Genomic DNA, 24689 nt, shown 5'->3' with positions numbered 1-24689 from the left:
AACAGACTATGACACTCAATATTGGCGTAATTGGCACCGGTGCAATCGGTCGTGAACATATCCGGCGCTGCAGTCAGGTGCTGCAGAACGCGCGCGTAGTGGCGCTGAATGATATCGACCGCCGTCAGTGTGAAGAGGTCGCAGCTGCGCTACAGCTGCAGGCGGAGATCTACGACAGCGCGCACGATCTGATTAATGCGCCTGACGTACAGGCCGTGCTGGTGACCTCCTGGGGTCCCACTCATGAAGAGTTTGTGCTGGCAGCGATCAAAGCGGGCAAGGCGGTATTTTGTGAAAAGCCGCTGGCAGTGACGGCGCAGGGCTGTATGAACATCGTTGAAGCGGAGATGACCGGCGGTAAAAAACGCGTACAGGTCGGCTTTATGCGACCCTATGACAGCGGCTATCGCGCGCTGAAGCAGGTGCTGGAGAGCGGTGAGATTGGCGCGCCGCTGATGCTGCACTGCGCGCATCGCAATCCGGAGGTGGGTGACAGTTACACCACGGATATGGCGATTACCGATACGCTGATCCATGAGCTGGATGTGCTGCGCTGGTTACTGAATGATGATTACGTCAGCGCGCAGGTGATCTGGCCACGCAAAACGCGTCACGCCAGTTCACACCTGAAAGATCCGCAGATTGTTCTGCTGGAAACGGCGCAGGGTACGCGCATTGACGTCGAAATTTTTGTTAACTGCCAGTATGGCTATGACATTCAGTGTGAAGTTGTCGGAGAAAGCGGCATTGCCCGGCTGCCGGAACCTGTGGCGGTGCAGACGCGCAGTAACGCAGCGCTCTCTGTGGCCATCCTGACCGACTGGAAAAAGCGCTTTATCGATGCATACGATGTGGAGCTGCAGGCGTTTATCAACAATGTGCTTGCCGATGAGCTGACCGGGCCTTCTGCCTGGGATGGTTATGCGGCGGCGGTAGCGGCAGACGCCTGCGTCGCGGCTCAGAAGAGTGGCGATATTGTTCAGATTACGATGCCACCCCGTCCGGCTTTTTATCAGTAACCCCCGCCTGAACTGCGCGCCTGCTCTGCAGGCGCGCTGCTGTCATTATCTGCTTACAACCCTGCCAGTCTGTTTTTGCGTTTTGTACTCTACATACTAGTACATGATGTGTATCATCCCGCCTTTGCTAATTTTCTGAGTCGTCTTAATGTCAGTACCTCAACTCACGCCGCGCCAGCCCTCAGTCTGGTGGGGCGCTATGATCATCTGTGGCACCGTTGTGGGTGCCGGTATGTTTACGCTGCCTGTGGTTATGGCAGGAAGCTGGTTTGGCTGGGGCGTGCTGCTGCTGTTTATCAGCTGGGGCGCGATGCTGCTCTCCGGCCTGCTGTTTATGCGCGTCAGCCTGCACTATACTGCCGGCGCCGGCTATGACACGCTGGTGCGCGATCTGCTGGGACGCGGCTGGGCAAGGCTCAACGGGTTAAGCATCCTGTTTGTACTGGGTATTCTGACCTACGCCTACATTTCAGCCAGCGGTCCGGTCTATCAGCACTCCCTTAATCAGCTGGGACTGCCGCTGACAGCGGCCGGTGCGAAAATTGCGCTGACGCTGCTGGTTGCAGGGGTCGTGCTGCTCGGCACGCGTGGCGTGAGCCGGCTTATGACCTTCTGCGTAGTGGCAAAAATTGCGCTGCTTATTATGCTGTTTGGCGGACTCCTGATGCAGGTTGACAGTGCCTCACTGCTGCAGCCAGCGCCAGAAGGCAGCGCTTACTGGCCCTATGCGCTCGGCGTGCTGCCTTTCTGCCTGGCCTCTTTTGGGTATCACGGCAATATCACCGGGCTGGTGAGCTATTACCATCGCGACCGGCGCAGGATCGCACGTGCGCTGCTGCTCGGGACCCTGATGTCGCTTGCGCTCTACCTGTTCTGGATCGTCAGCACGATGGGAAACCTGCCGCGCAGCGCGTTTCCGGGTATTGTTGCGCAGGGCGGGGATATCGCCGCGCTGATGGCGGCGCTGGGCTCGCATCTGCAGGTGCCGGCATTAACCCTGATGCTGTCGCTCTTTTCCCATTTTGCCGTTATCGCTTCGTTTCTTGGCGTCACCGCAGGATTGTTCGACTATATCGCCGACCGTATGGGGCAGGGCGATACGCGCCGGGCGCGTGTGAAAACGGCGCTGCTGACCTTTTTGCCGCCGCTGCTGGCGTCGATTGTCTGGCCACACGGGTTTGTGGCGGCCATCGGCTATGCCGGATTGTTTGCCACCCTGTGGGCGGTAGCGATCCCGGCCTTGCTCGCATTACGGGCAGAAAAGCGCTTCGCCACGCATAAAAAATCCTCGCTGGTGATTACGCTGGTACTGCTATTTGGGGGACTGAACATCGTAGCGTGGCTGCTGAGCTGGCTGGAGTGGTTGCCGCAATTTGGCCCAGGCTGACAGGAGAACGCGCTGGCCTGACGCCAGCGCGTTTTATCAATCAGTTACCGCGATAGGTTGAATAGCCATACTGGCTCAGCAGCAGCGGGATATGGTAATGCTGATCGGTTTTCTCAAGGTTAAAAATCACCGGAATTTCCGGAAAGAAAGTCTGCTGATTAACTGACTTATAATACTCCCCGGTTTCAAACACCACGCGATAAATACCTGACTGCGCCATTTTATCTTTCGGATAGAGTGCCGGGATCCGCCCCTGCGCATCCGTGGTGGCTTCCGCCAGTTTTGTCCAGTTATCGCCTGCTTTCTGATCCAGTTCTACTTTTACGCCAGCGGTGGGGATGCCGGTCTGCAGGTTGAGCACGTGTACGCTCACCGGGTTTTTCATGGTATCGGCCGCGGCGACGCCAGCGGTGCAAAGTAAAACAGCAGAAAGCAGAAGGTGTTGAGGTTTCATTTCATCGTCCTTTAATGTGAATGCGTGAAATGAAGCATAGAGGCTAAGGGCCGGAGCGCCTCACGCTGGCCACAATCTGTGAAATTTCCCAGAGGGTGCGGCAGGCGGAGCGCCTGCCGCAATGGATCACTTGCCGTTCTGTACCAGAGTGCCTTTCAGACCGTGCGGCTCTGAACGCAGATACTGCGGCGGAGCCTTAACGGTGGCGCCCAGCTCAGCGGCAGCGTGCCACGGCCAGTGCGGATCCCAGAGCATGCCGCGCGCCAGCGCAATCAGGTCTGTATCACCGGTGTGCAGAGCCTGTTCCGCCTGCTGCGGATCGGTTATCAGTCCGACACCGATTACCGGTATATCCACCACTTTGCGAATATCGCGCGCAAAAGAGAGCTGATAGCCTGGGCCGATATCGATCTCCTGATCGGGCGACAGTCCGCCGCTGGAGACGTGAATATAGGCACAGCCTGCGGCGGCCAGCTGCTGGCTGAACGCAATAGACTGCTCATTATCCCAGCCGCCTGCGACCCAGTCAGTTGCTGAAATACGCACGCCCACCGGTACTGAATCTGGCAGAGCATCGCGTATCGCCTGAAACACTTCCAGCGGATAGCGCATGCGGTTTTCCAGCGATCCGCCATATTCATCATCGCGCTTGTTACTGAGCGGAGAGAGAAACTGATGCAGCAGATAGCCATGGGCAGCATGCAGTTCAACCAGTTCGATACCGATGCGGACCGCGCGCTGCGCGCTGTCAACAAAGGCCTGTTTCAGGCGCATCAGCTCCTCTTTACTCAGCGCGTGTGGCGCCTGTTCGCCCGACTGGTAAGCCTCTGCGGAGGGAGCCACCGTCTGCCAGCCGCCCTGTTGAGCCGAAAGCTGCTCGCCGCCTTCCCACGGCACGGCACAGGAGGCTTTGCGACCTGCGTGACCCAGCTGGATACCTATTGGCAGGGTTGCCCATGGACGGATATCCTCCAGCACGCTGGCCAGTGCCGCCTCAGTCTCATCGTCCCACAATCCCAGATCGCCCGGCGATATGCGGCCGATATCCTCAACGGCTGTTGCTTCGATAATCAGTAAGCCCGCACCGGACAGGGCAAGCTGCCCCAGATGGATACGGTGCCAGGCGGTGGCTTTACCCGCCTCAGCGGAGTACTGACACATGGGCGCAATAATAATGCGATTCTCCAGCGAGAGCTGTCCCAGTTTCGTGGCGCTAAATAACAGACTCATCTTAACCTCATGTTTTCAGGGGATCTCAGGTGAAATAAGTGTAGATGGTCATCGGCGAACGGAGGCGGCCCGGCACAGGGATTCTGTTTCTAAGCGTTAACCGGAAAGATTTGGTTTTCTAGTTACAACATACTATTTTATTATAAATACACCCTCTTCAGCCGCGGCAATGATATCGCCTGACAGGGCTTGCGGTGGCCTTTAATTTACCTCTGAAGCGAGCAGAGATAACGATAAACAGCGGCATCCTGCGGATCCGGCCTGAAGCGCTGGCCATTACGACACTGAGCACAGATGGTACGATAGTGCCGGTTCAGTCCAAGTTCGCATAAAATACGCAGCCAGCCATTGGCTCCGTAGCACTGTTGTTCATAGATTTTTTCCCGCATCTTCTTAACGTCGAGACGCAATAACACAGCATTCAGATCGCTGTACTCAGGATGTTTTTTGGTTTTACCTATCCGGGTAAACATGAAATTGCGCATATAAAAAGGCGCTACGTTCTCTTTAACCTGAATAAGCAGATCGTCTACCTGCTCCACAAAAATCGTATAAATCATAATCCTGAGATAGAGCATAAACACCAGATTGTCCTGCTGCTGCGTCTGCTTGACCGACAGCGTACCCAGCTCTACGACTTTCCGGTTTTCCAGCCCGAGGGCGGCTATCTCTGCACCAAACAGCAGGGAGCAGGGCAGCTGCTGGTTTCGCTGAGCAATCACGCTGATTGTGCCGAGGATCTCCTGTTTTTTACGCGCCAGAAACAGGGTGCTGTCAGGATGAAGCAGGCCTTCGTTATAAAGGAACAGCGCACGCTTGCTCTTGATAATACCGCTACGCTGGTAGGCGCTATGCGTGACTTCCATGCCTTTCAAAAAATCGAGAAAAGCGGTCGCTGGCGCAATATCGATCAGCTTATCGCTATCATTAAGCAATCTGCATAGTTTGAGCGTTCTTTTACTCAGAACGCCATCGGATACTGCGCTGACAGTCACTGATTTCCTTAGCGAATCCACAATTATCCCTGACAATAGATTTTAGTATCGCTAATGTATTCAGGGTATCTAATGATTGGAATTAGTTTTGATCGAAAATTTAGTAATCACTGCTTAAAGTAAAATCTGTTATTCAGCTTAAAGAGCAGCAGCGCCACTGCAGCATTTTATGCTTAATGTTAAGCGGTATGTCGCACGTGCCTGTGGCCTCAGCGCAGTCTTTCAAAGTGTCTGTAACAGATAATACTGGAAAAAACCTGCTGAACGTTCGCTATAGCCGCTTGTCATTTTAAGAGCAATGTTTTTGCCTCGCACATGATTTTTAACATCACAATTTACAGGGGTATGACCAAAAATAATTAAATACCCTTTCTTATTAAGCAGCGTAATAAGTTTATCGATAACAGGTGCTGCCTGATCGTGTCTTATCACTTCATGATTGGCGAAGCGGCAAAAAATAATATCATACCTGTCACGGTCACAGGATTGCATAAAGTCGCTCTGTACAACCTGCGGCAGCTGCTGCCTGGCCTTCAGGACCATTTTTTCCGCGCGATCGGCAGCGAAATAGTTTAGCCGGGGAAGCTTTTGTTTTACTGAGGCAAGGAAGGTTCCGGTAGAGCAGGCCGGGTCAAATACGCGGCAGTCGGGAAAAGCAATCTCACGCAGCAAATTTACGGTATGCAGGCGGAAGTGCGCTTCCTGTATGTCCAGCTTCTCCGGTGTACCGGCCATCTGATCCCAGAATGATTCCGGGCATATAGCCTCATTCCCTTCATCATCCAGCGGCGGCCATGGAAAGTGGATATTGTAATCCGGGCAGGGGGGAAGTAATTTTTCACGCCACGCCGGATCGTCCAGCACTCTGATGCCGAGGGTTATTTCATCTTTGGTTTCATCCAGCGAAATGAGCGGGCCTTTTATCATATCGGGAAGAATGATGCTGTAAGCCACGTGGCTTAACGGCTTTCGTATGCCGGCAAAAATCGATTCAGAGGTTGTCATGATAAAAATATCATGCCGTTCCCGATTCGGGACCCGGATGTAAATTATTCTACTCATATCTGATCCTGATAGCTTCGGCAGGGAATAACGACGTTACCCAAACTGACCAGGGCAAATCGCTCCATACCGGGCATGACGGCACAGACCAGTGATACGCCGGCAGGATCGCTGTCTATTTCTTTAAGCCATACAGGCAATCCGGCCATTTCGCACAGGGTTGTCAGGCGGTGAAGGTGCTCTTGCAGAGTCAGTTCAGCGCGTTTCTCTGGCAGCTCAACGCTGACAGAAGCGAGGCTGCCAAAATCGGCAACAAGGCTGCGATATAATTTTTCATGCTCTCTCAGGTTATGCTGGTGTTTTTCCAGTTCCTCAGTAAAGCAGGTAAAATTATCGGCCAGTTTATGCAGCTGGACCAGTTCTTTGATAGCCCGGGCAACCGCATGATGAGCATAAAGTGAACAGCCAGCGCCGTAGATGTTTATCCCCAGGCGCGGCTTACTCTTACAGTAAGCAAGATAAACAGGAGGCAGTGACGGTTCTGAGGCATCAATAATATTGATTTCATCCTCTAAAGCAGACTGAGCATCATTGAAAAGTTTTTCAGCTGCAGGGGGCAGTGAATCCGTATTAACAAGTCGAACCTCTTTTTGTGTACCATAGAAAAATGTTTTTGCCAGCAGGATACCTGTGCAGTGCCGCTCTATTATTTCTCCGATGGCGTGAATCGCTGCTTCAGTAAAACCATAACCCGCAGCGATACCTGCATTACTGGTATAGCGTCGCGCTGCGCTATAGTCTGTAGTGTCTCCCTGAATGATATGGCTGAAATATTCGCAATCCGTTAAAAAAAGAGGCCAGAGCAGTGACGCACAACCCTTTTTATCTGTAAATTCCACTGCTGCAATTTTGGCGGGTGATGATTTCGCAAGAATAGTCAATGGCAACATCCCGCGAAGTTCTGCCTGCTGAATGACTGACCCGAAGGGATATAACCTGCTTTTCTCTCTGAGTGCCGGAAAGCTTCTGTAATGTTCATAAGCTTCATAGAGTGCACCAACACTGGCTTCCTCTGCATAGCCTTTACCGCAGCCAGAAATCGGTTTGGTGCCACTTTCCCTGTTTAACAGCGTAACCGTAGCTGAAAGCGTATTGCCAAAGTTGTCATTTTTTATCTGAATATTCTGTCGGGAAAAATAACGCTCTATTGCGTTTCTTGACCGGGTAAGGGTGACAGATCTTTCAGGCAGGATAGTCATGATAAATGTCCATATTAAAGCGGCACAATAATGTGCCGCTGAAATGTTAGTCTTCAGACTGACTCTCTTCATCCGCCTGCGAGGCGGACGCTAACACTTCCTCTTCTTCAATAGTGAGTACGGCTTTGTTCGCATTCTCGCTATTGCTGTTGCTGATGCCTGAGTTTAAATATCCCATGATTAGACTCCTTTATTAGCAAACCGCTGATTGCGGCAGGGATATATTTAATTAACGTCACTCTGAATTCAAACCCTGAATAATATAAATGTGCGCCAGATCAATTTATACTTATTGAAGTTTTTGGCAGTTTTATCTTTAATTTTTCATATTACTTTCCCGGAAATATTACTATTTATAAAATAATTCCTTGCCGCTTTATCGTTCATTTTCCGGGTGATTGATTTCAAAGGTAATATGAGGATTTTTATCTGCACGGCTATGCCTCTTTTTTTTCTGAATAATTTCCTGATGGAGTTGCATAAATCAATCATCTCTTATCCCAGGGGAGGTCGGGTTCAGTAAGAAAAAATGTTGATTATTTCCCTCGCCATAAAAAAAGACGGCCCGGGGGCCGTCAAACGCCCCAGCGGTGGTTAAACACCGGGGCAGCGAGGTCACACAATGATGAAGAGGTTAGCCTTTAACACCGCCCGCTGTCAGACCGCTGACCAGCCAGCGCTGTGCCAGCAGGAATACCAGCGTAATGGGAATGGCAGACAACACCGCAGCGGCGGCAAAGTCGCCCCAGAGATAGTTCTGCGGATTTAAATATTGCTGCATACCAACGGCCAGCGTATAGCTGTTAACGTCACGCAGCAGCAGCGAAGCGACCGGCACTTCGGTGACCGCGGCGATAAAGGCCAGAATAAAGACCACTGCCAGAATCGGCACCGACAGCGGCAGCAGCACCAGACGAAACGCCTGCCAGGGCGTTGCGCCATCCAGCGCGGCCGCTTCTTCCAGCGAGCCATCGATGGTTTCGAAGTAGCCTTTAATGGTCCAGACGTGCAGCGCAATGCCGCCAAGATAGGCAAAGATTACGCCGCCGTGCGTATTGAGTCCGAGAAAGGGCACATACTGACCGAGCCGGTCAAACAATGCATAGAGCGCGACCAGCGACAGCACCGCCGGAAACATCTGGAAGATCAGCATACCTTTCAGCAGGGTTGCGCGGCCGGCAAAACGCATGCGGGCAAAGGCGTAGGCACAGGTCGTGGATAGCGTCACGATACCCAGCGCGCTTATCGCTGCGATCTTCACCGAGTTCCACAGCCAGAGCAGTACCGGGAAGGGTGGCGGTGTGACGCTGCCATCCGGCTGAGTAACGCTGAATCCAAGCGCCAGCTTCCAGTGCTCCCAGGAGATCTGCTCCGGGATCAGCGAGCCGGTCGCAAAATTGCCGGAACGCAGTGAAATAGCGACCACCATCAGCAGCGGAAACAGGATGGCGGCAATAAAAACCAGCAGCAGCAGATGCGTCAGCAGCAAACGAAGCTTTTGTGATTTGGGTTGTACCATTGCCATAATTTTTCCTCAGTCAAACTTCATGCGCACGGCTTTCAGGTTGATGACCGCCAGTGCCCCGACCAGCATGAAAATCAGCGTTGCAATCGCCGCCGCGAGGCCAAAGTCCTGCCCGCCGCCGCCCTCAAACGCAATACGCCAGGTGTAATTGACCAGCAGATCCGTGTAGCCGGCGGGCGTGGTAGTCCCGATCCGATCCGGTCCGCCGTTGGTAAGCAGCTGCACCAGAACAAAGTTATTAAAATTAAAGGCAAAGCTGGCAATCATCAGCGGCATAAGGGGCTTAAGCAGCAGCGGCAGCGTGATGCGGAAAAAATTCTGCAGCGGACCCGCGCCATCCATCGCGGAAGCCTCATACAGATCGTCCGGGATAGCTTTTAACAGCCCCATGCACAGAATCATCATGTAGGGATAGCCGAGCCAGGTATTCACGATGACCAGCATGGTACGCGCCAGCGCGGGATCGCTGAACCAGGCAGGCTGGACGCCAAACAGCGCCTTGAGCATGACGTTAACTTCACCAAAACTCTGGTTAAACAGCCCCTTGAAGATAAGGATGGAGATAAAAGCCGGTACGGCGTAGGGCAAAATCAGCATCACGCGGTAGATAGCCTTACCGCGCAGCGCTTCCCACTGCACCAGACAGGCCAGCACCATGCCCACTGCAACGGTCAGGATCACCGTCACCAGCGAGAAGATCAGCGTCCAGCCAAAAATGGCGAGAAACGGTTTCTGGATCCCTTCGTCAGTAAAGACGCGAACAAAGTTTTTCCAGCCCGCGTTAACGGTAAATCCAGGGCTCAGCTGTTCACTGCCCCAGCTGCCGTCAGCCGCAATCTGCTGGTAAAACCCCGTGTCCTGATTAGCCTGATAGCGTACGCCAGTTTGCTGATTTTTCAGCACGCCCTGGTGCCCGGCAACATAGAGCGGACGGGTACCCGAGAACTGGCGTAAGGAGCTCATCACCAGCTCACGTCCATCCGGCAACCGGGCACGGATCTGGCTTAGCGCCTGGCGATGCGTGGTGATGACTTTCAGCGTGGCGCGCTGAGTAGCGGGCAGCGGCGCCTGCTGCAGCGTCAGGGTCTGTACGCTGCCGAAATCGAACGGCGTGGAGACGTAGCGTTCATCGCTGCTGCTGTCGCTGAGCACCAGCTGCCAGCGCCGATCGGCCGGGTAGAGCGCAAAATTCAGCCCGGCGCCATCCTGATACTGCCTGCCAAGCAGCACCTGCTGCGCCCGTTCCTGCGAAAGCTGATTGGTACTGCTGTAATTGGTGAACGCGATAGCGATAGTGCAGGCCAGCGGAAACAGCACAAAAATAGCCATGCCGGCCAGGCCCGGATAGACATAGCGCCAGGCATAAGCGCGGCGATTAGCATAAATCCAGATGCCGGTTGCGCTGACAATCAGCGTCATGAGCGCAAACAGGTACTCTCCCTGCACATACATCAGCACCAGCAGATAGCCGACTAACAGACAGCAGCCGCCAACCAGTACGCCTTTCAGCATCTGGCTGTACCGTTCCGTTTTTCCTGACATGATCCGAAATTCCTCAACAGCTGATAAAAAGCCGGACAGCGCCGGCTTCAGACAGGGTTTACTTGTTCAGACGGGTCTGCGCATCTTTCAGCGCGGCGTCCACGCTCTGGCGTCCTTTCAGCGCGTTAAGGGTGGCAGTGCGCATGGCGTACCAGAAGGCGGACATCTGTGGGATGTTTGGCATGATATCGCCGTTCTGTGCGTTGCTCATGGTGGCGGCGATACGCGGATCTTTCTCCAGAATTGCCTGATACGATTTCAGCGCCACGGCGCCCAGCGGCTTATCTTTATTGACCGCCTCAAGCCCGCTGTCGGTCAGCAGATAGTTCTCCAGAAACTCTTTTGCCAGCTCTTTGTTGGGGCTGGCGGCGTTGATACCGGCGCTCAGTACACCGACAAAGGTTTTAGAGGGTTTGCCATTGAGCGTTGGCAGGGTGGTCACCCCGTATTTGATGCCGCTCTTGTCGATGTTGCTCCACGCCCACGGACCATTAACCGTCATCGCCGTCTGCCCTTTATTGAATGCCGCTTCAGCGATGGAGTAGTCGGTATCCGCATTCAGCACTTTGGCTTTGACCTGATCCACAAGGAACTGCATGCCCGCTTTCGCCCCGGCGTTATCCACGCCGGTGTCTTTGATATCAAATCCACTTTGCGTAGGTTTGAAAGCATAGGCACCGCCTGCCGCCAGCAGTGGCCAGGTGAAGTAAGGCTCCTGCAGGTTAAACATGATGGCGCTCTTGCCTTTGGCGCGCAGCTGCTTGTCCAGATCGGCGATGGCTTCCCAGCTTTTTGGCGGTTCGGCGACCAGATCTTTGTTATAAATCAGCGAGAGGGACTCGACCGATACCGGATAACCAATCAGCTTGCCGTTGTAGCGCACCGCATCCCAGGTAAAGGGAAACAGCTTGTCCTGCACATTTTTGTCAGGTGAGATCTCCGCCAGCAGACCTGACTGCGCATAGCCGCCAAAACGGTCGTGAGCCCAGAAAATGATATCGGGGCCATCACCGGTGGCGGCCACCTGCGGATACTTCTCCTCCATCTTATCCGGATGTTCCACGGTGACTTTGATGCCGGTCTCCTGCTCAAATTTTTTGCCAACCTCGGCCAGTCCGTTGTAGCCCTTGTCACCGTTGATCCAGATAACCAGTTTTCCCTCTTCGATCTTTGCGAGAGCCGAAGCAGAGAACAGCACGGCGGAGAGCGCGGAGAGGGCGAATAAGCGCGAGACGGTTTTCATTGTCATAAGTCCATCCTGTAAACGAAAGCGGGAAGTAAGCGTCCCGTTTATTGTCAGGTTCTGTAGCACGGTTTCATCCTCCTGCTCTCTACGCCTGCAGGCGTAAACGCGTGATCCTGCTTGCAAAAATCCCTGTTTTTATGGGCTGGCGCACACTTTCTCCCGCTTTTTTCTGCGTCTGACATCACAAAAATTTCTTCATCCGGCAGCTGGCAGCCGGCACGCATCCTTTCTCCTCCTCCCGGCTCATCCCCCGTGCATTCACGTTGTGGTGGAGGATGTCAGCGGCTGCCGGGGCTTTCATGATGAGCCACAGAATCGGCCAGCAGTCATATCAGCCAACAGGGCACGTTGAGAGGAAAAGTATTATGGCGAGCGTTGCGTTACGTCATGTCTCCAAAACATGGGGTGAAACCGAAGTCTCGAAAGATATCAATCTTGAGATTGCCGAAGGTGAATTTGTGGTGTTTGTCGGACCATCCGGCTGCGGTAAGTCGACCCTGCTGCGGATGATTGCCGGGCTTGAAACCATCACTAAAGGCGACCTGCTGATCGGCGGCAAGCGCATGAATGAGGTACCGCCAGCAGAGCGCGGGATCGGCATGGTGTTTCAGTCATATGCGCTTTATCCGCATCTGGACGTTGCGGAAAATATGTCCTTTGGCCTGAAGCTGGCCGGCGTCAGGCGCGCCGAGATCCAGCAGCGTGTAAACCAGGTAGCCGAGGTGCTGCAGCTGGCGCATCTGCTGGACAGGCGGCCCAAAGCGCTCTCTGGCGGTCAGCGGCAGCGGGTGGCGATTGGCCGGACACTGGTGGCTGAACCGCGCGTTTTTCTGCTCGACGAGCCGTTATCCAACCTTGATGCCGCGCTGCGCGTCCAGATGCGCATCGAAATTTCGCGACTGCATAAACGGCTGAAGCGCACCATGATCTACGTTACCCACGATCAGGTAGAAGCGATGACGCTCGCCGACAAAATTGTGGTGCTCGAAGCAGGACGCATCGCGCAGATTGGCAAACCGCTGGAACTTTATCATTACCCCGCCAATCGCTTTGTCGCCGGATTTATCGGTTCCCCGCGGATGAATTTCCTTCCGGTAAAAGTAACCGCCACCGCAATCGATCAGGTTCAGGTGCGTCTGCCCAACAATCAGCTGGTCTGGCTGCCGGTCGAGAGCACCGGCGTGCAGATCGGCAGCAACATGTCGCTGGGTATCCGGCCTGAGCATCTGCTCTCCAGCGACATCGCCGATGTCACGCTGGAGGGAGAGGTGCAGGTCGTTGAGCAGCTCGGCAATGAAACGCAAATCCACATTCAAATCCCCGCCATCCGTCAAAACCTGGTTTATCGCCAGGAGGACGTGGTGCTGGCAGAAGAGGGCGCCCTGATGGGCATCGGCCTGCCGCCGGAACGCTGCCATCTGTTTCGTGAAGATGGCAGCGCCTGTCGCAGGCTGCATCAGGAGCCTGGTGTGTACCCTGCAAAACAATAAAAGCAATGATCTCAGGAGATAAATAAATGATAACTCTGCGCAAACTCCCCGTGGCGATCGCTATCGCTGCGGGTACCCTGTCCGCCTCCTCTATGGCGGTGGACTTCACCGGTTACGCCCGTTCCGGCATTGGCTGGACCGGCAGCGGCGGTGAACAACAGTGCTTCCAGGCGACCGGCGCACAAAGTAAGTACCGTCTGGGTAACGAATGTGAAACCTACGCCGAGCTTAAGCTGGGACAGGAAGTCTGGAAGGAGGGCGATAAGAGTTTCTATTTTGACACCAACGTTGCCTACTCCGTATCGCAGCAGAATGACTGGGAGGCAACTTCACCTGCCTTCCGCGAAGCCAACGTTAAAGGCAAAAACCTGATTGATGCTTTGCCGGGCTCTACTATCTGGGCCGGTAAGCGCTTTTATCAGCGTCACGACGTGCATATGATCGACTTCTACTACTGGGATATCTCCGGTCCCGGCGCAGGCCTGGAAGATGTTGACCTCGGCTTCGGCAAACTCTCTTTCGCCGCCACGCGCTCATCAGAAGCGGGCGGCTCCTACACCTTCTCCAGCGATCGCATCCGCGACTACGCAACCAGCACCGCGAACGACGTGTTTGATGTGCGCCTGGCGGGTCTGGAAACCAACCCGGATGGCGTGCTGGAACTCGGCGTCGACTATGGCCGTGCTAACGCGCGCGACGGGTATCGTCTGGAGGATGGCGCGTCCAAAGATGGCTGGCTCTTCACCGCCGAACATACGCAGAGCATGCTGAAAGGCTACAACAAGTTTGTACTTCAGTACGCAACGGACGCGCTGACTTCGCAGGGCAAAGGGCTGCCGCAGGGCACGAATATCAATAACGACGGCAAAATGTACCGCGTGCTGGATCACGGTGCCATCTCGCTGGCCGAGCGCTGGGACCTGATGTACGTCGCGATGTATCAGAACACCGACCTCGATAATAATCGCGGCAACGAGTGGTACACCGTGGGCGTGCGCCCGATGTACAAATGGACGCCTATCATGAGCACGCTGCTTGAGCTGGGCTACGACAACGTGAAGTCGCAGCAGGTCGGCGATCGCAACGGGCAGTACAAAATTACCCTGGCCCAGCAGTGGCAGGCGGGCGACAGCATCTGGTCCCGTCCGGCGCTGCGCCTGTTTGCAACCTATGCCAAATGGGATGAGAAGTGGGGCTATAGCAAAAATGCCGATGGCAACCTGACCACGCTGGCCGCTGCTGACAGCACCGGTAATGGCCTGTTCACCAACAGCCGGGGCGACAATGATGAGTGGAGCTTTGGCGCACAGATGGAAATCTGGTGGTAAGCCTCAGCGTTACCCTGTAACAGAATGGCCGCACCCGCCGATGCGGCTCACCGATTAGGCAGCGCTGGCCATTGCCTGGTGCCGGCGCTGCCTCCAGCTATCAGAGATAAAACGATGAAAAAAACGCTTACCGCGCTCTGCCTGAGCGCTGCGCTGCTGACCGGCGTTACGCTGCCCGCTGTCGCTGATATTAATCTGGTGCCGCAGGATCTCTCCACCGCACCCGCCGTTTCACCTGAAACTCTGCAGCGCCTGAACTGGCAACCTGCTGACACGTCGCGTGCGGTAACCACTCAGCTGCGCGACAGCGGCACCGGAGATGCTCTGCCGGGGATCCGTGGTCCGGTTGCGGCGTATAGTCTGCCAGCCAGTCAGGGTGAGCTGACCGTTACGCTGAGCAGTGAGGTTGCTGACAACCGCGTGTTCGCGCCTAATGTACTGGTGCTCGATGAAAACCTGCGTCCGGCAGCGTGGTTCCCGTCGCAGTTCTTTGCTTACCAGCAGCCGGGCGTCATGAGCGCCGATCGTCTTGAAGGCGTAATGAAACTGACGCCGGTGCCGGGACAGCAGAAAATTTATCTGCTGGTCTTTACCACCGACCGGGATCTGACCCAGACCACCACGCTGGTCGATCCGGCCAAAGCTTACGCGAAAGGCACCGGCCATGCGGTTCCTGATATTCCCGATCCGGTTGCCACACACAGCCAGAGCGGCAGGCTGAAGCTGAAAGTCTCTACCAGTTCCGCGTCCTCTATTCTGGTCGGCCCGCTGTTCGGTTCATCGGCATCGGCTCCGGTTGTGATCGGCAATACTCAGGCGCCTGCGCCCGCTGCCGTGCGTCCCGCCTCTGCCGTGAAGCCGGTGCCGCTGGAAAACGACACCGAAAGTTACTTCAATCAGAATATCCGTCAGGCGGTCAGCCAGGGCAACATTGATAAAGCGCTGAAGCTTCTGAATGAGGCCGAGCGACTGGGGTCCACCTCAGCGCGGCAAACGTTTATCAGCAGTGTAAAAGGCAAGGGGTGAACCTGCCCCGACAGTGCTGAGTTGCAGCACCTGGTGCGCTCCGGCGCACCTTTTTTATTGCAGAAACCGCCCCGGTCCGGGGCGTCTGATCAGGGGTGCCGCTGACGCACGTGACTGACCTCCTGCAGCAGGTGCGTAATCCCTTCATCCGTAAACATCGCCTCCAGCGACAGCGTGAGCTTGCGGCGCCAGTTAGGGTAACTGTCCACCGTACCGGGCACGTTTACCGGCCGATCCATATCGAGCCACTCCTCCGGCTGCAGGCCAAGCAGGGCGCTGTTACTGGCCGCCACCAGGCGGTGAACCGCACGGTTTATCGCGCGGCGCATGGGCGCACGGCCGCGCTGAAGCGGATAGCGGTGCGCCAGCGCTCCCTGCTGCTGCAGCGTATGCAGCAGCGCCTTTTTTGCCGCCGCGCGCTCGCGGTACAGACCCGCCAGGATCGCTTTATCCGGATAGAGTCCCAGCCTGCTGCCCAGCGTTAAGTCATCACTCTGCCACCAGCCGCGCAGGGTAGGCATATCATGCGTGGTGACAACCGCCATCGCCTGCCGTGGCCAGGCTTCCGGCGCGCGAAACGCGCGCGTTGCCGTCTGCTCAAAGTAGAGCACTTTGTAGGAGTAGACGCCGCTGTCGCGCAGCTTAGCGACAATCGCTTCCGGTACGGTGCCCAGATCCTCACCTATCACCATACAGCGATGGCGCTGGCTCTCCAGCGCAAGAATGGCCAGCAGGGCATCAACCGGATAGTGAACGTAGGCGCCCTCAGCGGCCTTCTCATGTTGCGGGATCCACCAGAGGCGCAGCAGTGCCATTACGTGATCAATGCGCAGCGCGCCGCAGTCGCGCATATTGGCCCGCAGCAGATCGATCCACGGGGTAAACGCACGCATTGTCAGGATCTGCGGATCCATCGGTGGCAGCCCCCAGTTTTGCCCCAGCGGCCCCAGAATATCGGGCGGCGCACCCACGCTGGCCTGCAGACAATAGAGATCGCGTTCGCGCCAGGTCTCTGCGCCATCCTGCGCGACGCCTACCGCCAGATCGCGGTAGAGGCCAACCGGCATCTGCTGCGCGCAGCACACGGACCAGCAGGCTGCGAACTGAGAGGCAGCCAGCCACTGCAGCCAGAGGTAAAAGCGTACTTCGTCGCTATGTTCAATACGAAACGCCAGCACGGCGGCGCTGTCGGGATGCTGATACGCTTCCGGCCAGCTTTTCCAGCCGTACAGCGCAGGATTTTTGGCGCGCTGGTGCGCCTGCAGCGCATCAAACAACGCCTGACTCAGCAGGCTCTGTCCGCCCGCTTTAACAAACGCATCAAATTCCTGCATTACCGGTTCATCCGGCGAACGTCGCCTGAACTGTCTCCAGGCAAGGCGTAAGCCCTCCAGCTTTAGCGCGGTAACGGCGGCGTAATCCACGTATTCGCTGTCACGCGCGGCCGCAAGCCGCTGTTGGGTATCAGGCTGCTGCCACCACGCCTGCGCCGCCTCACTGAGTCTGAAATCCTCCACGCTATTGACGTCGATATAGAGCACATTCAGCCAGCGGCGCGAGGAGGGGCTGTAAGGGCTGGCACCCTCAGGATTAGCCGGAAAGAGGGCGTGCAGCGGATTAAGCCCGATAAATGCGCCGCCGCGCTGCGCGATCTCTGCCGCCATCTGGCGCAGATCGCCAAAGTCGCCGATGCCCCAGTTATGCTGCGATCGTAGCGTATAGAGCTGCACGCAGCAGCCCCAGAGCTTGTCGCCGGCCAGCAATGCCGGTGGCTCATAGCAGCGCGGTGGCGCAACAATCAGGCTGCAGCGCGACAGCAGCGCCGGCTGCGTCAGGGTCAGCTGATGATAGCCTTCCGGCAGTGCCGGCAACCGCAGCGTTTCACCAGGCTGGCACTCACCTGACCAGCGCTCGCCCGCTTCACTGGTCAGCTCCCATGCTGCCGCCCCGCTCAGCGCTGGCTCTACTACCACGGCTTCTCCGCCACGAAAAATTGCTACCGGGGGCAGCGCTGACGGTGTAGCGAGAGGCGGCTGTATGATCGTGTGCAGCCACTGCTCGGTGGCGGCCGGAATGCGGCGCGGTCTGCCGTGAGCATCAATATATTCCGGCGCGATCAGCGCTGCCGGAGTAAGCGTTGTCATTGTCATCTTCAGCGCACCGCCTGCCAGATTCGTTGCTGATAGTCACGAATAGCGCGATCGGCGCTGAACATGCCGCAGCGTGCGGTATTCAGGATCGCCGCGCGGGTCCAGGCTTCACTATCGGCCCAGCGTTTTTCTGCATCCTGCTGCGCATTGAGATAGTGACGGAAATCGGCCAGTACCAGATAAGGATCGCCACCCTCCGCCCCGAGACTTTTCACCAGCGCATCAAATGCCGTGCAATCGCCGTCGCTAAACGTCCCATCCTCCAGCGCCGTCAGCACCTGATGCAGCTGTTTATCTTTTTTGCGCCAGACTGCCGGGGCGTAGCCCGCGCTCTTCAGCGCGCTGACCTGCTCCACGGTATGGCCAAAGATAAAGATGTTCTCGTCGCCAACCTCGCGGGCAATCTCCACGTTAGCGCCATCCAGCGTACCGATAGTCAGGGCGCCGTTCAGCGCCAGTTTCATATTGCCGGTGCCTGACGCTTCTTTGCCGGCCGTGGAGATCTGTTCCGAGAGATCGGCTGCCGGGATCAGCCTTTCTGCGACCGAGACGTTATAGTCCGGGATAAACACCACTTTCAGCCGATCGCCCACGCGCGGGTCAGCATTTATCGTCATGGCAACTTTGTTAATGGCATAGATAATATTTTTGGCCAGCGCATAACCAGGTGCAGCTTTTGCGCCAAACAGCATCACGCGCGGCGCCAGGTTGGCCTGCGGATCGCTGACCAGCGTCTGCCACAGCGCAATAATATGCAGTAGCATCAGATGCTGACGCTTGTACTCATGCAGCCGTTTTATCTGTACATCAAACAGCGCGTCCGGATTGATCACAATGCCGGTTTTCTGTTCCACCCACTGTGCCAGATCGAGTTTGTTCTGCTGTTTGATGGCGCGATATTCTGCGCGGAATGAGGCGTCCTCTGCCAGCGGCTCCAGCGCGCGCAGCGCGTCGAGATCGGTCAGCCAGGGTTTATTCAGCGAGCGGTCGATCAGTGCAGCCAGTGCCGGGTTGCACTGGTTGATCCAGCGGCGCGGCGTCACGCCGTTTGTCACATTGTGGAATTTCGCTGGCCAGAGCGCGTGATATTCCGGAAAAAGATCCTCTGTCACCAGTTTTGAGTGCAGGGCAGCAACGCCGTTAACGGCAAAACAGGTCACCACGCAGAGGTTAGCCATACGCACCTGATGATTATGCACCACCGCCAGTCTGGCCCAGATGGCAGCATTACCGGGCCACTGCGCCTCAACCTGCTGCTTAAGTGCCGCATTGATGGCATTCAAAATCATTATGTGGCGCGGCAGCAGGGTACGGAACAGCGTCAGATCCCAGCACTCCAGCGCCTCCGGCATCAGCGTGTGGTTGGTATAGGCGAAGGTGCGCTGCGTCAGCTGCCAGGCGCTTTCCCAGCTGAAATCATACTCATCCAGCAGCAGGCGCATCAGTTCCGGAATCGCCAGAGTGGGATGCGTATCGTTGAGCTGAATGACTTCGCGATCGGCCAGCGTGTCAATAGCGTGACCCGCCTGCTGATGGCGGCGCAGAATATCCGCCAGCGAACAGGCGCACTGGAAATATTGCTGCATCAGGCGCAGTTTCTTACCCGCCTGATGGTTATCGTTAGGGTAGAGCACTTTAGTCAGCTTCTCTGCATCAATGCCCTGCTTTTCCGCCCGCAAAAAATCGCCGTTATTGAACCGCTGCAGGTCAAATGGCTGCGCGTGGCTCGCCTGCCACAGGCGCAGCGGCTGAACCACCCCGTTCTGGTAACCCACAACCGGCAGATCCCAGGCCTCACCCTGCAGCTGAAACGCCGGGATCCAGCGGTTTTTTCCCTGCTCAGTTTTCACCTTGCCGCCCAGATTAACCGTTACCGTCAGCGCCGCATTATGGCGAAACCAGGGGTAGCGATTTCGCCCCCAGTCATCCGGCCGCTCCTGCTGCGCGCCGTCGCTGAAATGCTGCCGGAACAGTCCGTACTGATAATTGAGGCCATAACCGATAGCGGGCTGACCCGTGGTTGCCATCGCATCGAGAAAACAGGCGGCCAGGCGGCCCAGACCGCCGTTTCCCAGCGCCGGATCGATCTCCTGTTCCAGCACATCGCTCAGCGACTGCCCCTGTTGCTGCAGCAAATCGTTCAGCGCCGGGTACCAGCCGAGGTTAAGCAGGTTATTGCCGGTCAGACGGCCGGTGAGAAACTCCATCGAAATATAGTTAACGTGGCGCTGCGGTCCCGCTGCCGGCTGCGCGGGCAGTTCAGCCAGCAGTTCGGCAAGCGCACCGCTCAGGGCATGCCACCACTGCTGCCGGCTCATCGCCTGCGCGTCGGGCAGGCCAAAGCGCTGCCACTGTCGCGTCAGGGCAGCAGAAAAACGGTCGGAATCAAAAGGTAACTGGGTCATGGCTTAAGCATCCGTCAGAGGAAGAGGTCAGCGTGCATTTTGCCTGCGCCGGTTGTGTATCTCCTCCTCCCCGGCACTATTCAGGCAGGAGGATAGAGAGGGAGGAGAGGGTAAGGAAACTCCGAAAGCGTGACAGGAGTGTGATACCCCTCGCTTTTGTTAAGCCGCGCTGCTGAGTTCGCTTGCATTAAGATGGCGTATGGATAACGTGTATGTCGAATAATTACGAAGCGTAAAATAATACTGCGCAGACGTTAACGGAGGAGCGTGCGTCGATGTTGATCCCGTCAAAACTGAGTCGTCCTGTGCGCCATGACGCCATGGTGGTCCGTAGCCGTCTGCTGCAGAAACTGAATGCCGCCGCCGTTTACCGGTTAGTGCTGATTACCAGTCCCGCAGGGTACGGTAAAACCACGCTGATTTCGCAGTGGGCGGCAGAAAAGCGCGACCTGGGCTGGTATTCGCTGGATGAGGGGGATAATCAGCCGGAACGGTTTGCTGACTATCTGATTGCTGCGCTGCAGCAGGCCACTCAGGGCAGCTGCAGCCGCAGTGAATCACTGGCGCAAAAGCGGCACTACGTTAATCTCAATGCGCTTTTCTCGCAGCTGTTTATTGAGCTGGCTGACTATCAGCGTCCGGCCTGGCTGGTTATTGACGATTACCATCATATTACCAATCCGGTTATTCATGAGGCGATGCGCTTTTTTCTGAAGCATCAGCCGGAAAATCTGACCCTGGTGGTGCTGTCGCGCGGTCTGCCACAGCTGGGCATCGCCAATCTGCGCGTGCGTGAACAGCTGCTGGAGCTGAGCAGCCAGCAGCTCGCCTTTACGCACGATGAAGCTAAACAATTTTTTGATAACCGGCTGCAGGCGCCACTGCCCGGTGAAGAGAGCGACCAGCTGTGTGATGATGTGGCTGGCTGGGCGACCGCACTGCAGCTGATTGCTATCTCAGCCCGGCAGGGCGCAGGCTCAGCGCAGGACTCCGCGCGCCGTTTATCAGGCATCAACGCCAGCCATCTCACCGATTATCTGGTTGAGGAGGTTTTGGATACTGTCGATGCCGATACCCGCCAGTTCCTGCTGAAGAGTGCGCTGCTGCGCTCGATGAATGATGCCCTCGTGACGTCAGTCACGGGTGAAGATAATGGCCGCATGCGGCTGGAGGAGATTGAGCGGCAGGGGCTGTTTTTGCAGCGCATGGATAATGCGGGCGAGTGGTTCAGCTACCATCCGCTGTTTGGCAGTTTTCTGCGCCAGCGCTGTCAGTGGGAGCTTAGCGCGGAGCTGCCGGCCCTGCATCGTGCGGCGGCGCGAGGCTGGATGAGGCAGGGCTTCCCGGGCGAGGCGATCCACCATGCCCTGGCCTCGGGTGATACCGATATGCTGCGCGACGTGCTGCTGGAGCACGCCTGGACCCTGTTTAATCAAAGCGAACTGGCGCTGCTGGAGTCTTCCCTGCGGGTTCTGCCATGGCCACTGTTGCTGGAAAACCCGGAGCTGGTGCTGCTGCAGGCGTGGCTGATGCAGAGCCAGCATCGTTTTTCCGAAGTTAACAGCCTGCTGGCGCAGTTTGAACAGCAGCGCTGCTGTGAGATGGATGCCTCTCTGCAGGGCGAGCTGCACGCAATACGCGCTCAGGTGGCCATTAACGATGGCAATGCGGAAGAGGCCGCGCAGCTGGCGCGTCTTGCTCTGCAGCTGCTGCCGGCGTCGAAAAGCTACAGCCGCATTGTCGCGACCTCTGTCCACGGTGAGGTCATGCACTGTAAAGGAGAGCTGGCTGATTCACTGGCGCTGATGCGTCAGACAGAGCAGATGGCGCGGCAAGAAGAGACCTGGCACTACGTTCTCTGGAGCCTGATCCAGCAGAGCGAGATTCTGTTTGCGCAGGGATTTTTACAATCGGCATGGGAGATGCAGGAAAAGGCGTTTCGTCTGGTTCACGAACAGCATCTCGCACAATTTCCGCTGCATGAGTTTCTGTTACGCATTCGCGCGCAGCTATTCTGGGCCTGGGGTCGGCTTGATGAAGCTGAACAGGCGGCTCGCAGTGGTATGCAGGTACTGCGCGGCTTTCCTCCGCAGCAGCAGATCCAGTGTCTGGGACTGCTGATCCAGTGCTCGCTGGCGCGGGGTAATCTGGATAATGCCCGGTCGCACATTACCCGGCTGGAGAATCTGCTCAATAATGGCACGCTGCATATCGACTGGATCGCCAACGCGGATAAAGCGCGTATCCTTTACTGGCAGCTGACCGGGGATAGCGCCAGCGCCAGTCAGTGGCTGCGCGTTACCTCCCGGCCGGCCAGCGCCAATAATCACTTCTTACAGGAGCAGTGGCGTAACGTGGCGCGGGCACAGCTTCTGGCGGGCGATCTGATTCAGGCGGAAGTGATTCTGGATGAGCTGAATGAGAATGCCCGGACGCTTCAGCTCACCAGCGATTTTAACAGCAACCTGCTGCTGCTTAATCAGCTTTACTGGCAGACTAATCGTAAACCCGATGCACAGCGGGTGCTGATTGCCGCCCTGAAGCTGGCGCGCAGTACAGGGTTTATGAGTCAGTTTGTGATTGAGGGCGAGATCATGGCGCAGCAGCTGCGGCAGCTGTTGCAGCTTTCGGTGCTGGAAGAGATAGATGAACATCGCGCCCGCCGCATCCTGCACGAAATTAATAAGTATCACCGGCATAAATTTGCCCATTTTGATGAGGGCTTTGTCAGCCGTTTACTCAACCACCCCGATGTTCCGGAGCTGGTCCGCACCAGCCCACTGACGCAGCGCGAATGGCAGGTGCTGGGTCTGATCTATTCCGGTTACAGCAATGAGCAGATTGCCGGCGAGCTTGATGTCGCCGCTACCACCATCAAAACCCATATCCGCAACCTCTATCAGAAGCTGGGAGTGACCCATCGCAATGAAGCCATGCACGAAGCGCGGTCGATGTTGAGACTAATGGGGTATGTGTAAACGTCGTTAAGCGATACGCAATCCCGTATTACGCGCTATACCTTACCAGTACGCTTTTTTTACCCATTGGTGAGGTGAAGCATGAGTTCAATCGCATCAGCGACAGAACAGGCCAGCGATCTGTCTGCATTTATCGGAACCCACTTTGTTTATACCTACGACAACGGCTGGAAATATGAGTGGTATGCCCGCAATGCAACCACCTGCGACTACCGCATTCATCAGGGGCTGGTAGGAGGCCGCTGGGTTACTCATCAGAAGATGCATGCGGTGCAGTTTGCGCCCGGTATCTATAAGGTTGACTGGCATGAACCCACCGGCACCTGCGTAAGCCTGCTGTTTGATCTCGAACGTAAACTTATTCACGGTACGATTTTTTTCCCGCAGTGGATCGCCGGGGAGGGGCAGCATCCGGAAAAAACGATCTGTTATCAGAATGAATTCATTGAAGATATGCAGCGTTTTCGTGACGAGGGACCGGCCTATCCCTATATTATTATCCCGGAATTTGCTCAGGTCACTTATATGAAAAATGAGGGGCCAGACAATGACGAGGTGATCAACATGGCACCGGGACAGATGCCGACTGATTATTTTGATAATAAGTAACGCCATAGCCGGAATCGCCCGTATTATGTGACAACGTCACTGAAAGCGGGTTATTCCGGCTCTCACTCTGAATTTGCATTTTCTGACATTATTAACTATTGAAAGCAGTTAGTTACATGCGTCCTGGCCAGACTTCGCTATGCTGAATAGTGCGCTACGCTAATATTATGTGCCTTAACGCTGCGAGGTAAGAGAAGGATGCTGCTGAGAAAAAAGAAGTTACGTTCGCACAGCGAAGATCGCCTGCTGGCGCTCACGCTGGCGACCACTGCAGGTATACTTAACGCCATGGCATTCGGTGCTTTTGGTTTTTTCCCCTCCCATATGACCGGTAACACCTCCCAAATCTCTGCTGAAGTTTCAGGTTCCGATCTGCAGGATCTGCTGTTTCTGGCCGGCTTAATTCTGGCATTTGTCACCGGCTCAATGATCGCGCGCCTGACGGTTGCCTGGGGGCTTAAACGCAATATCAGGACCATTTTTTGTCAGGTGCTTTTCATTGAGGGACTGCTTCTGCTGATGACGTCAGTGGTGGAGATCCTGTGGTACTCAGAACGTAACAACGGTGAAATCCTTGTCACGCTCGGCCTGCTGATGGGGATCCATAATTCCACCTCGACACAGCTCTCGTCTGGTCGCGTACGCTCAACGCACGTAACCGGTACGCTGACCGATGCCGGTATTGCGCTGGGCTCGTTTCTGCGGGCAACGTTCAGCAGCAGCGAAGCGGGGGAGCGCCATCTGCATCGTAAGCTTCTTTATACCCACCTTGTAACCATCTTCTCTTTTCTTACCGGCTGCGTGGCGGGCTATCTGCTGTTCCGGCACTTTGGCTTTAACGCAATGGCTATGCTGGGAATCGCGCTTTCGCTGATTGCAGCAGGCGGCATCGCCCGTACGCTGCATCTTACCGGCGTACGTTTCTGGTAACCCGACAAACTACACAGCACTCCGGTGCTGTTTTTTGCTGATAAAACCGGCAACGCTGGGTGAATTCTGCAGGGTAACCAGTGCTGCAATACCTGCAGAATTCACGTAGCGACG

At 55.9% G+C, this 24689-nt stretch carries 19 protein-coding genes; 8 read left to right on the top strand and 11 right to left on the bottom strand.

Features of this window, described 5'->3' with window-relative positions; genetic code table 11:
• Positions 1 to 8: 8 nt before the first annotated feature.
• Together C1Y41_RS14125 and C1Y41_RS14120 are read left to right on the top strand one after the other, a co-directional pair.
• The gene (locus tag C1Y41_RS14125) at positions 9 to 1019 is read left to right on the top strand and encodes a Gfo/Idh/MocA family protein (protein ID WP_104085659.1); all 1011 of its coding nucleotides are present in this window, start codon (positions 9 to 11) and stop codon (positions 1017 to 1019) included.
• A 148-nt stretch (positions 1020 to 1167) separates the two neighbouring features.
• On the top strand, positions 1168 to 2406 hold the full coding sequence (locus tag C1Y41_RS14120; RefSeq protein ID WP_104085658.1) for an aromatic amino acid transporter: 1239 nt from the start codon (positions 1168 to 1170) through the stop codon (positions 2404 to 2406).
• Positions 2407 to 2446: 40 nt separating this feature from the next.
• Here C1Y41_RS14120 and uraH read toward each other — a convergent pair whose 3' ends face one another.
• From uraH to malE, 9 genes are all read right to left on the bottom strand, one after another.
• On the bottom strand, positions 2447 to 2860 hold the full coding sequence (gene uraH, locus C1Y41_RS14115; RefSeq protein ID WP_104085657.1) for a hydroxyisourate hydrolase: 414 nt from the start codon (positions 2858 to 2860) through the stop codon (positions 2447 to 2449).
• A 126-nt stretch (positions 2861 to 2986) separates the two neighbouring features.
• Complete coding sequence (locus C1Y41_RS14110; protein ID WP_040113479.1) at positions 2987 to 4090, bottom strand: NADH:flavin oxidoreductase/NADH oxidase; 1104 nt, start codon at positions 4088 to 4090, stop codon at positions 2987 to 2989.
• A gap of 206 nt (positions 4091 to 4296) precedes the next feature.
• The gene (locus C1Y41_RS14105; protein WP_139239662.1) at positions 4297 to 5085 is read right to left on the bottom strand and encodes a hypothetical protein; all 789 of its coding nucleotides are present in this window, start codon (positions 5083 to 5085) and stop codon (positions 4297 to 4299) included.
• Between the two features lie 222 nt (positions 5086 to 5307).
• Positions 5308 to 6090 carry a trans-aconitate 2-methyltransferase gene (locus tag C1Y41_RS14100; protein ID WP_158249871.1) on the bottom strand — a complete coding sequence of 261 codons (783 nt, stop codon included), beginning with the start codon at positions 6088 to 6090 and terminating at the stop codon, positions 5308 to 5310.
• 53 nt (positions 6091 to 6143) lie between these two features.
• Positions 6144 to 7346, bottom strand: a complete 1203-nt coding sequence (locus C1Y41_RS14095; protein WP_158249870.1) for a YcaO-like family protein — start codon at positions 7344 to 7346, stop codon at positions 6144 to 6146.
• 46 nt (positions 7347 to 7392) lie between these two features.
• Positions 7393 to 7524 (bottom strand): hypothetical protein, encoded by a 132-nt coding sequence (locus tag C1Y41_RS20360; protein ID WP_255402130.1) that lies wholly within the window; start codon positions 7522 to 7524, stop codon positions 7393 to 7395.
• 456 nt (positions 7525 to 7980) lie between these two features.
• Positions 7981 to 8871 (bottom strand): maltose ABC transporter permease MalG, encoded by an 891-nt coding sequence (gene malG, locus C1Y41_RS14090; RefSeq protein WP_094111587.1) that lies wholly within the window; start codon positions 8869 to 8871, stop codon positions 7981 to 7983.
• 9 nt (positions 8872 to 8880) lie between these two features.
• Positions 8881 to 10413, bottom strand: a complete 1533-nt coding sequence (gene malF, locus C1Y41_RS14085; RefSeq protein WP_071668330.1) for a maltose ABC transporter permease MalF — start codon at positions 10411 to 10413, stop codon at positions 8881 to 8883.
• Positions 10414 to 10471: 58 nt separating this feature from the next.
• Entirely contained in the window at positions 10472 to 11662 is a 1191-nt protein-coding gene (malE, locus tag C1Y41_RS14080; RefSeq protein WP_071668331.1) for a maltose/maltodextrin ABC transporter substrate-binding protein MalE, read from the bottom strand.
• Between the two features lie 362 nt (positions 11663 to 12024).
• Between malE and malK the strand changes: the two genes are divergently transcribed.
• The 3 genes from malK (at position 12025) to malM (ending at position 15503) form a co-directional block, all read left to right on the top strand.
• Positions 12025 to 13149 carry a maltose/maltodextrin ABC transporter ATP-binding protein MalK gene (gene malK, locus C1Y41_RS14075; protein WP_040113486.1) on the top strand — a complete coding sequence of 375 codons (1125 nt, stop codon included), beginning with the start codon at positions 12025 to 12027 and terminating at the stop codon, positions 13147 to 13149.
• A 26-nt stretch (positions 13150 to 13175) separates the two neighbouring features.
• Positions 13176 to 14477: a maltoporin gene (locus C1Y41_RS14070; RefSeq protein WP_040113487.1), complete on the top strand. Its 1302-nt coding sequence runs from the start codon at positions 13176 to 13178 to the stop codon at positions 14475 to 14477.
• Positions 14478 to 14591: 114 nt separating this feature from the next.
• Positions 14592 to 15503, top strand: coding sequence for a maltose operon protein MalM (gene malM, locus C1Y41_RS14065; RefSeq protein WP_040113488.1), 912 nt, complete (start codon positions 14592 to 14594; stop codon positions 15501 to 15503).
• 89 nt (positions 15504 to 15592) lie between these two features.
• Here the strand turns inward: malM and malQ are convergent, their stop codons facing one another.
• Positions 15593 to 17647: a 4-alpha-glucanotransferase gene (gene malQ, locus C1Y41_RS14060; protein ID WP_104085823.1), complete on the bottom strand. Its 2055-nt coding sequence runs from the start codon at positions 17645 to 17647 to the stop codon at positions 15593 to 15595.
• Between the two features lie 8 nt (positions 17648 to 17655).
• Positions 17656 to 20058 (bottom strand): maltodextrin phosphorylase, encoded by a 2403-nt coding sequence (gene malP, locus C1Y41_RS14055; RefSeq protein ID WP_104085654.1) that lies wholly within the window; start codon positions 20056 to 20058, stop codon positions 17656 to 17658.
• Positions 20059 to 20333: 275 nt separating this feature from the next.
• Here malP and malT point away from each other — a divergent pair, with 275 nt between their 5' ends.
• The 3 genes from malT (at position 20334) to C1Y41_RS14040 (ending at position 24575) form a co-directional block, all read left to right on the top strand.
• Entirely contained in the window at positions 20334 to 23036 is a 2703-nt protein-coding gene (malT, locus tag C1Y41_RS14050) for an HTH-type transcriptional regulator MalT (RefSeq protein ID WP_071668334.1), read from the top strand.
• Between the two features lie 81 nt (positions 23037 to 23117).
• On the top strand, positions 23118 to 23645 hold the full coding sequence (locus tag C1Y41_RS14045; RefSeq protein ID WP_104085653.1) for a phenolic acid decarboxylase: 528 nt from the start codon (positions 23118 to 23120) through the stop codon (positions 23643 to 23645).
• Positions 23646 to 23843: 198 nt separating this feature from the next.
• Positions 23844 to 24575 (top strand): YoaK family protein, encoded by a 732-nt coding sequence (locus tag C1Y41_RS14040; protein WP_104085652.1) that lies wholly within the window; start codon positions 23844 to 23846, stop codon positions 24573 to 24575.
• The last annotated feature ends 114 nt before the right edge of the window (positions 24576 to 24689 follow it).

Source organism: Pantoea sp. ICBG 1758, from assembly GCF_002928325.1.
Taxonomy (GTDB): domain Bacteria; phylum Pseudomonadota; class Gammaproteobacteria; order Enterobacterales; family Enterobacteriaceae; genus Pantoea; species Pantoea eucrina.
This window is presented reverse-complemented; position numbering and strand designations above follow the sequence as displayed.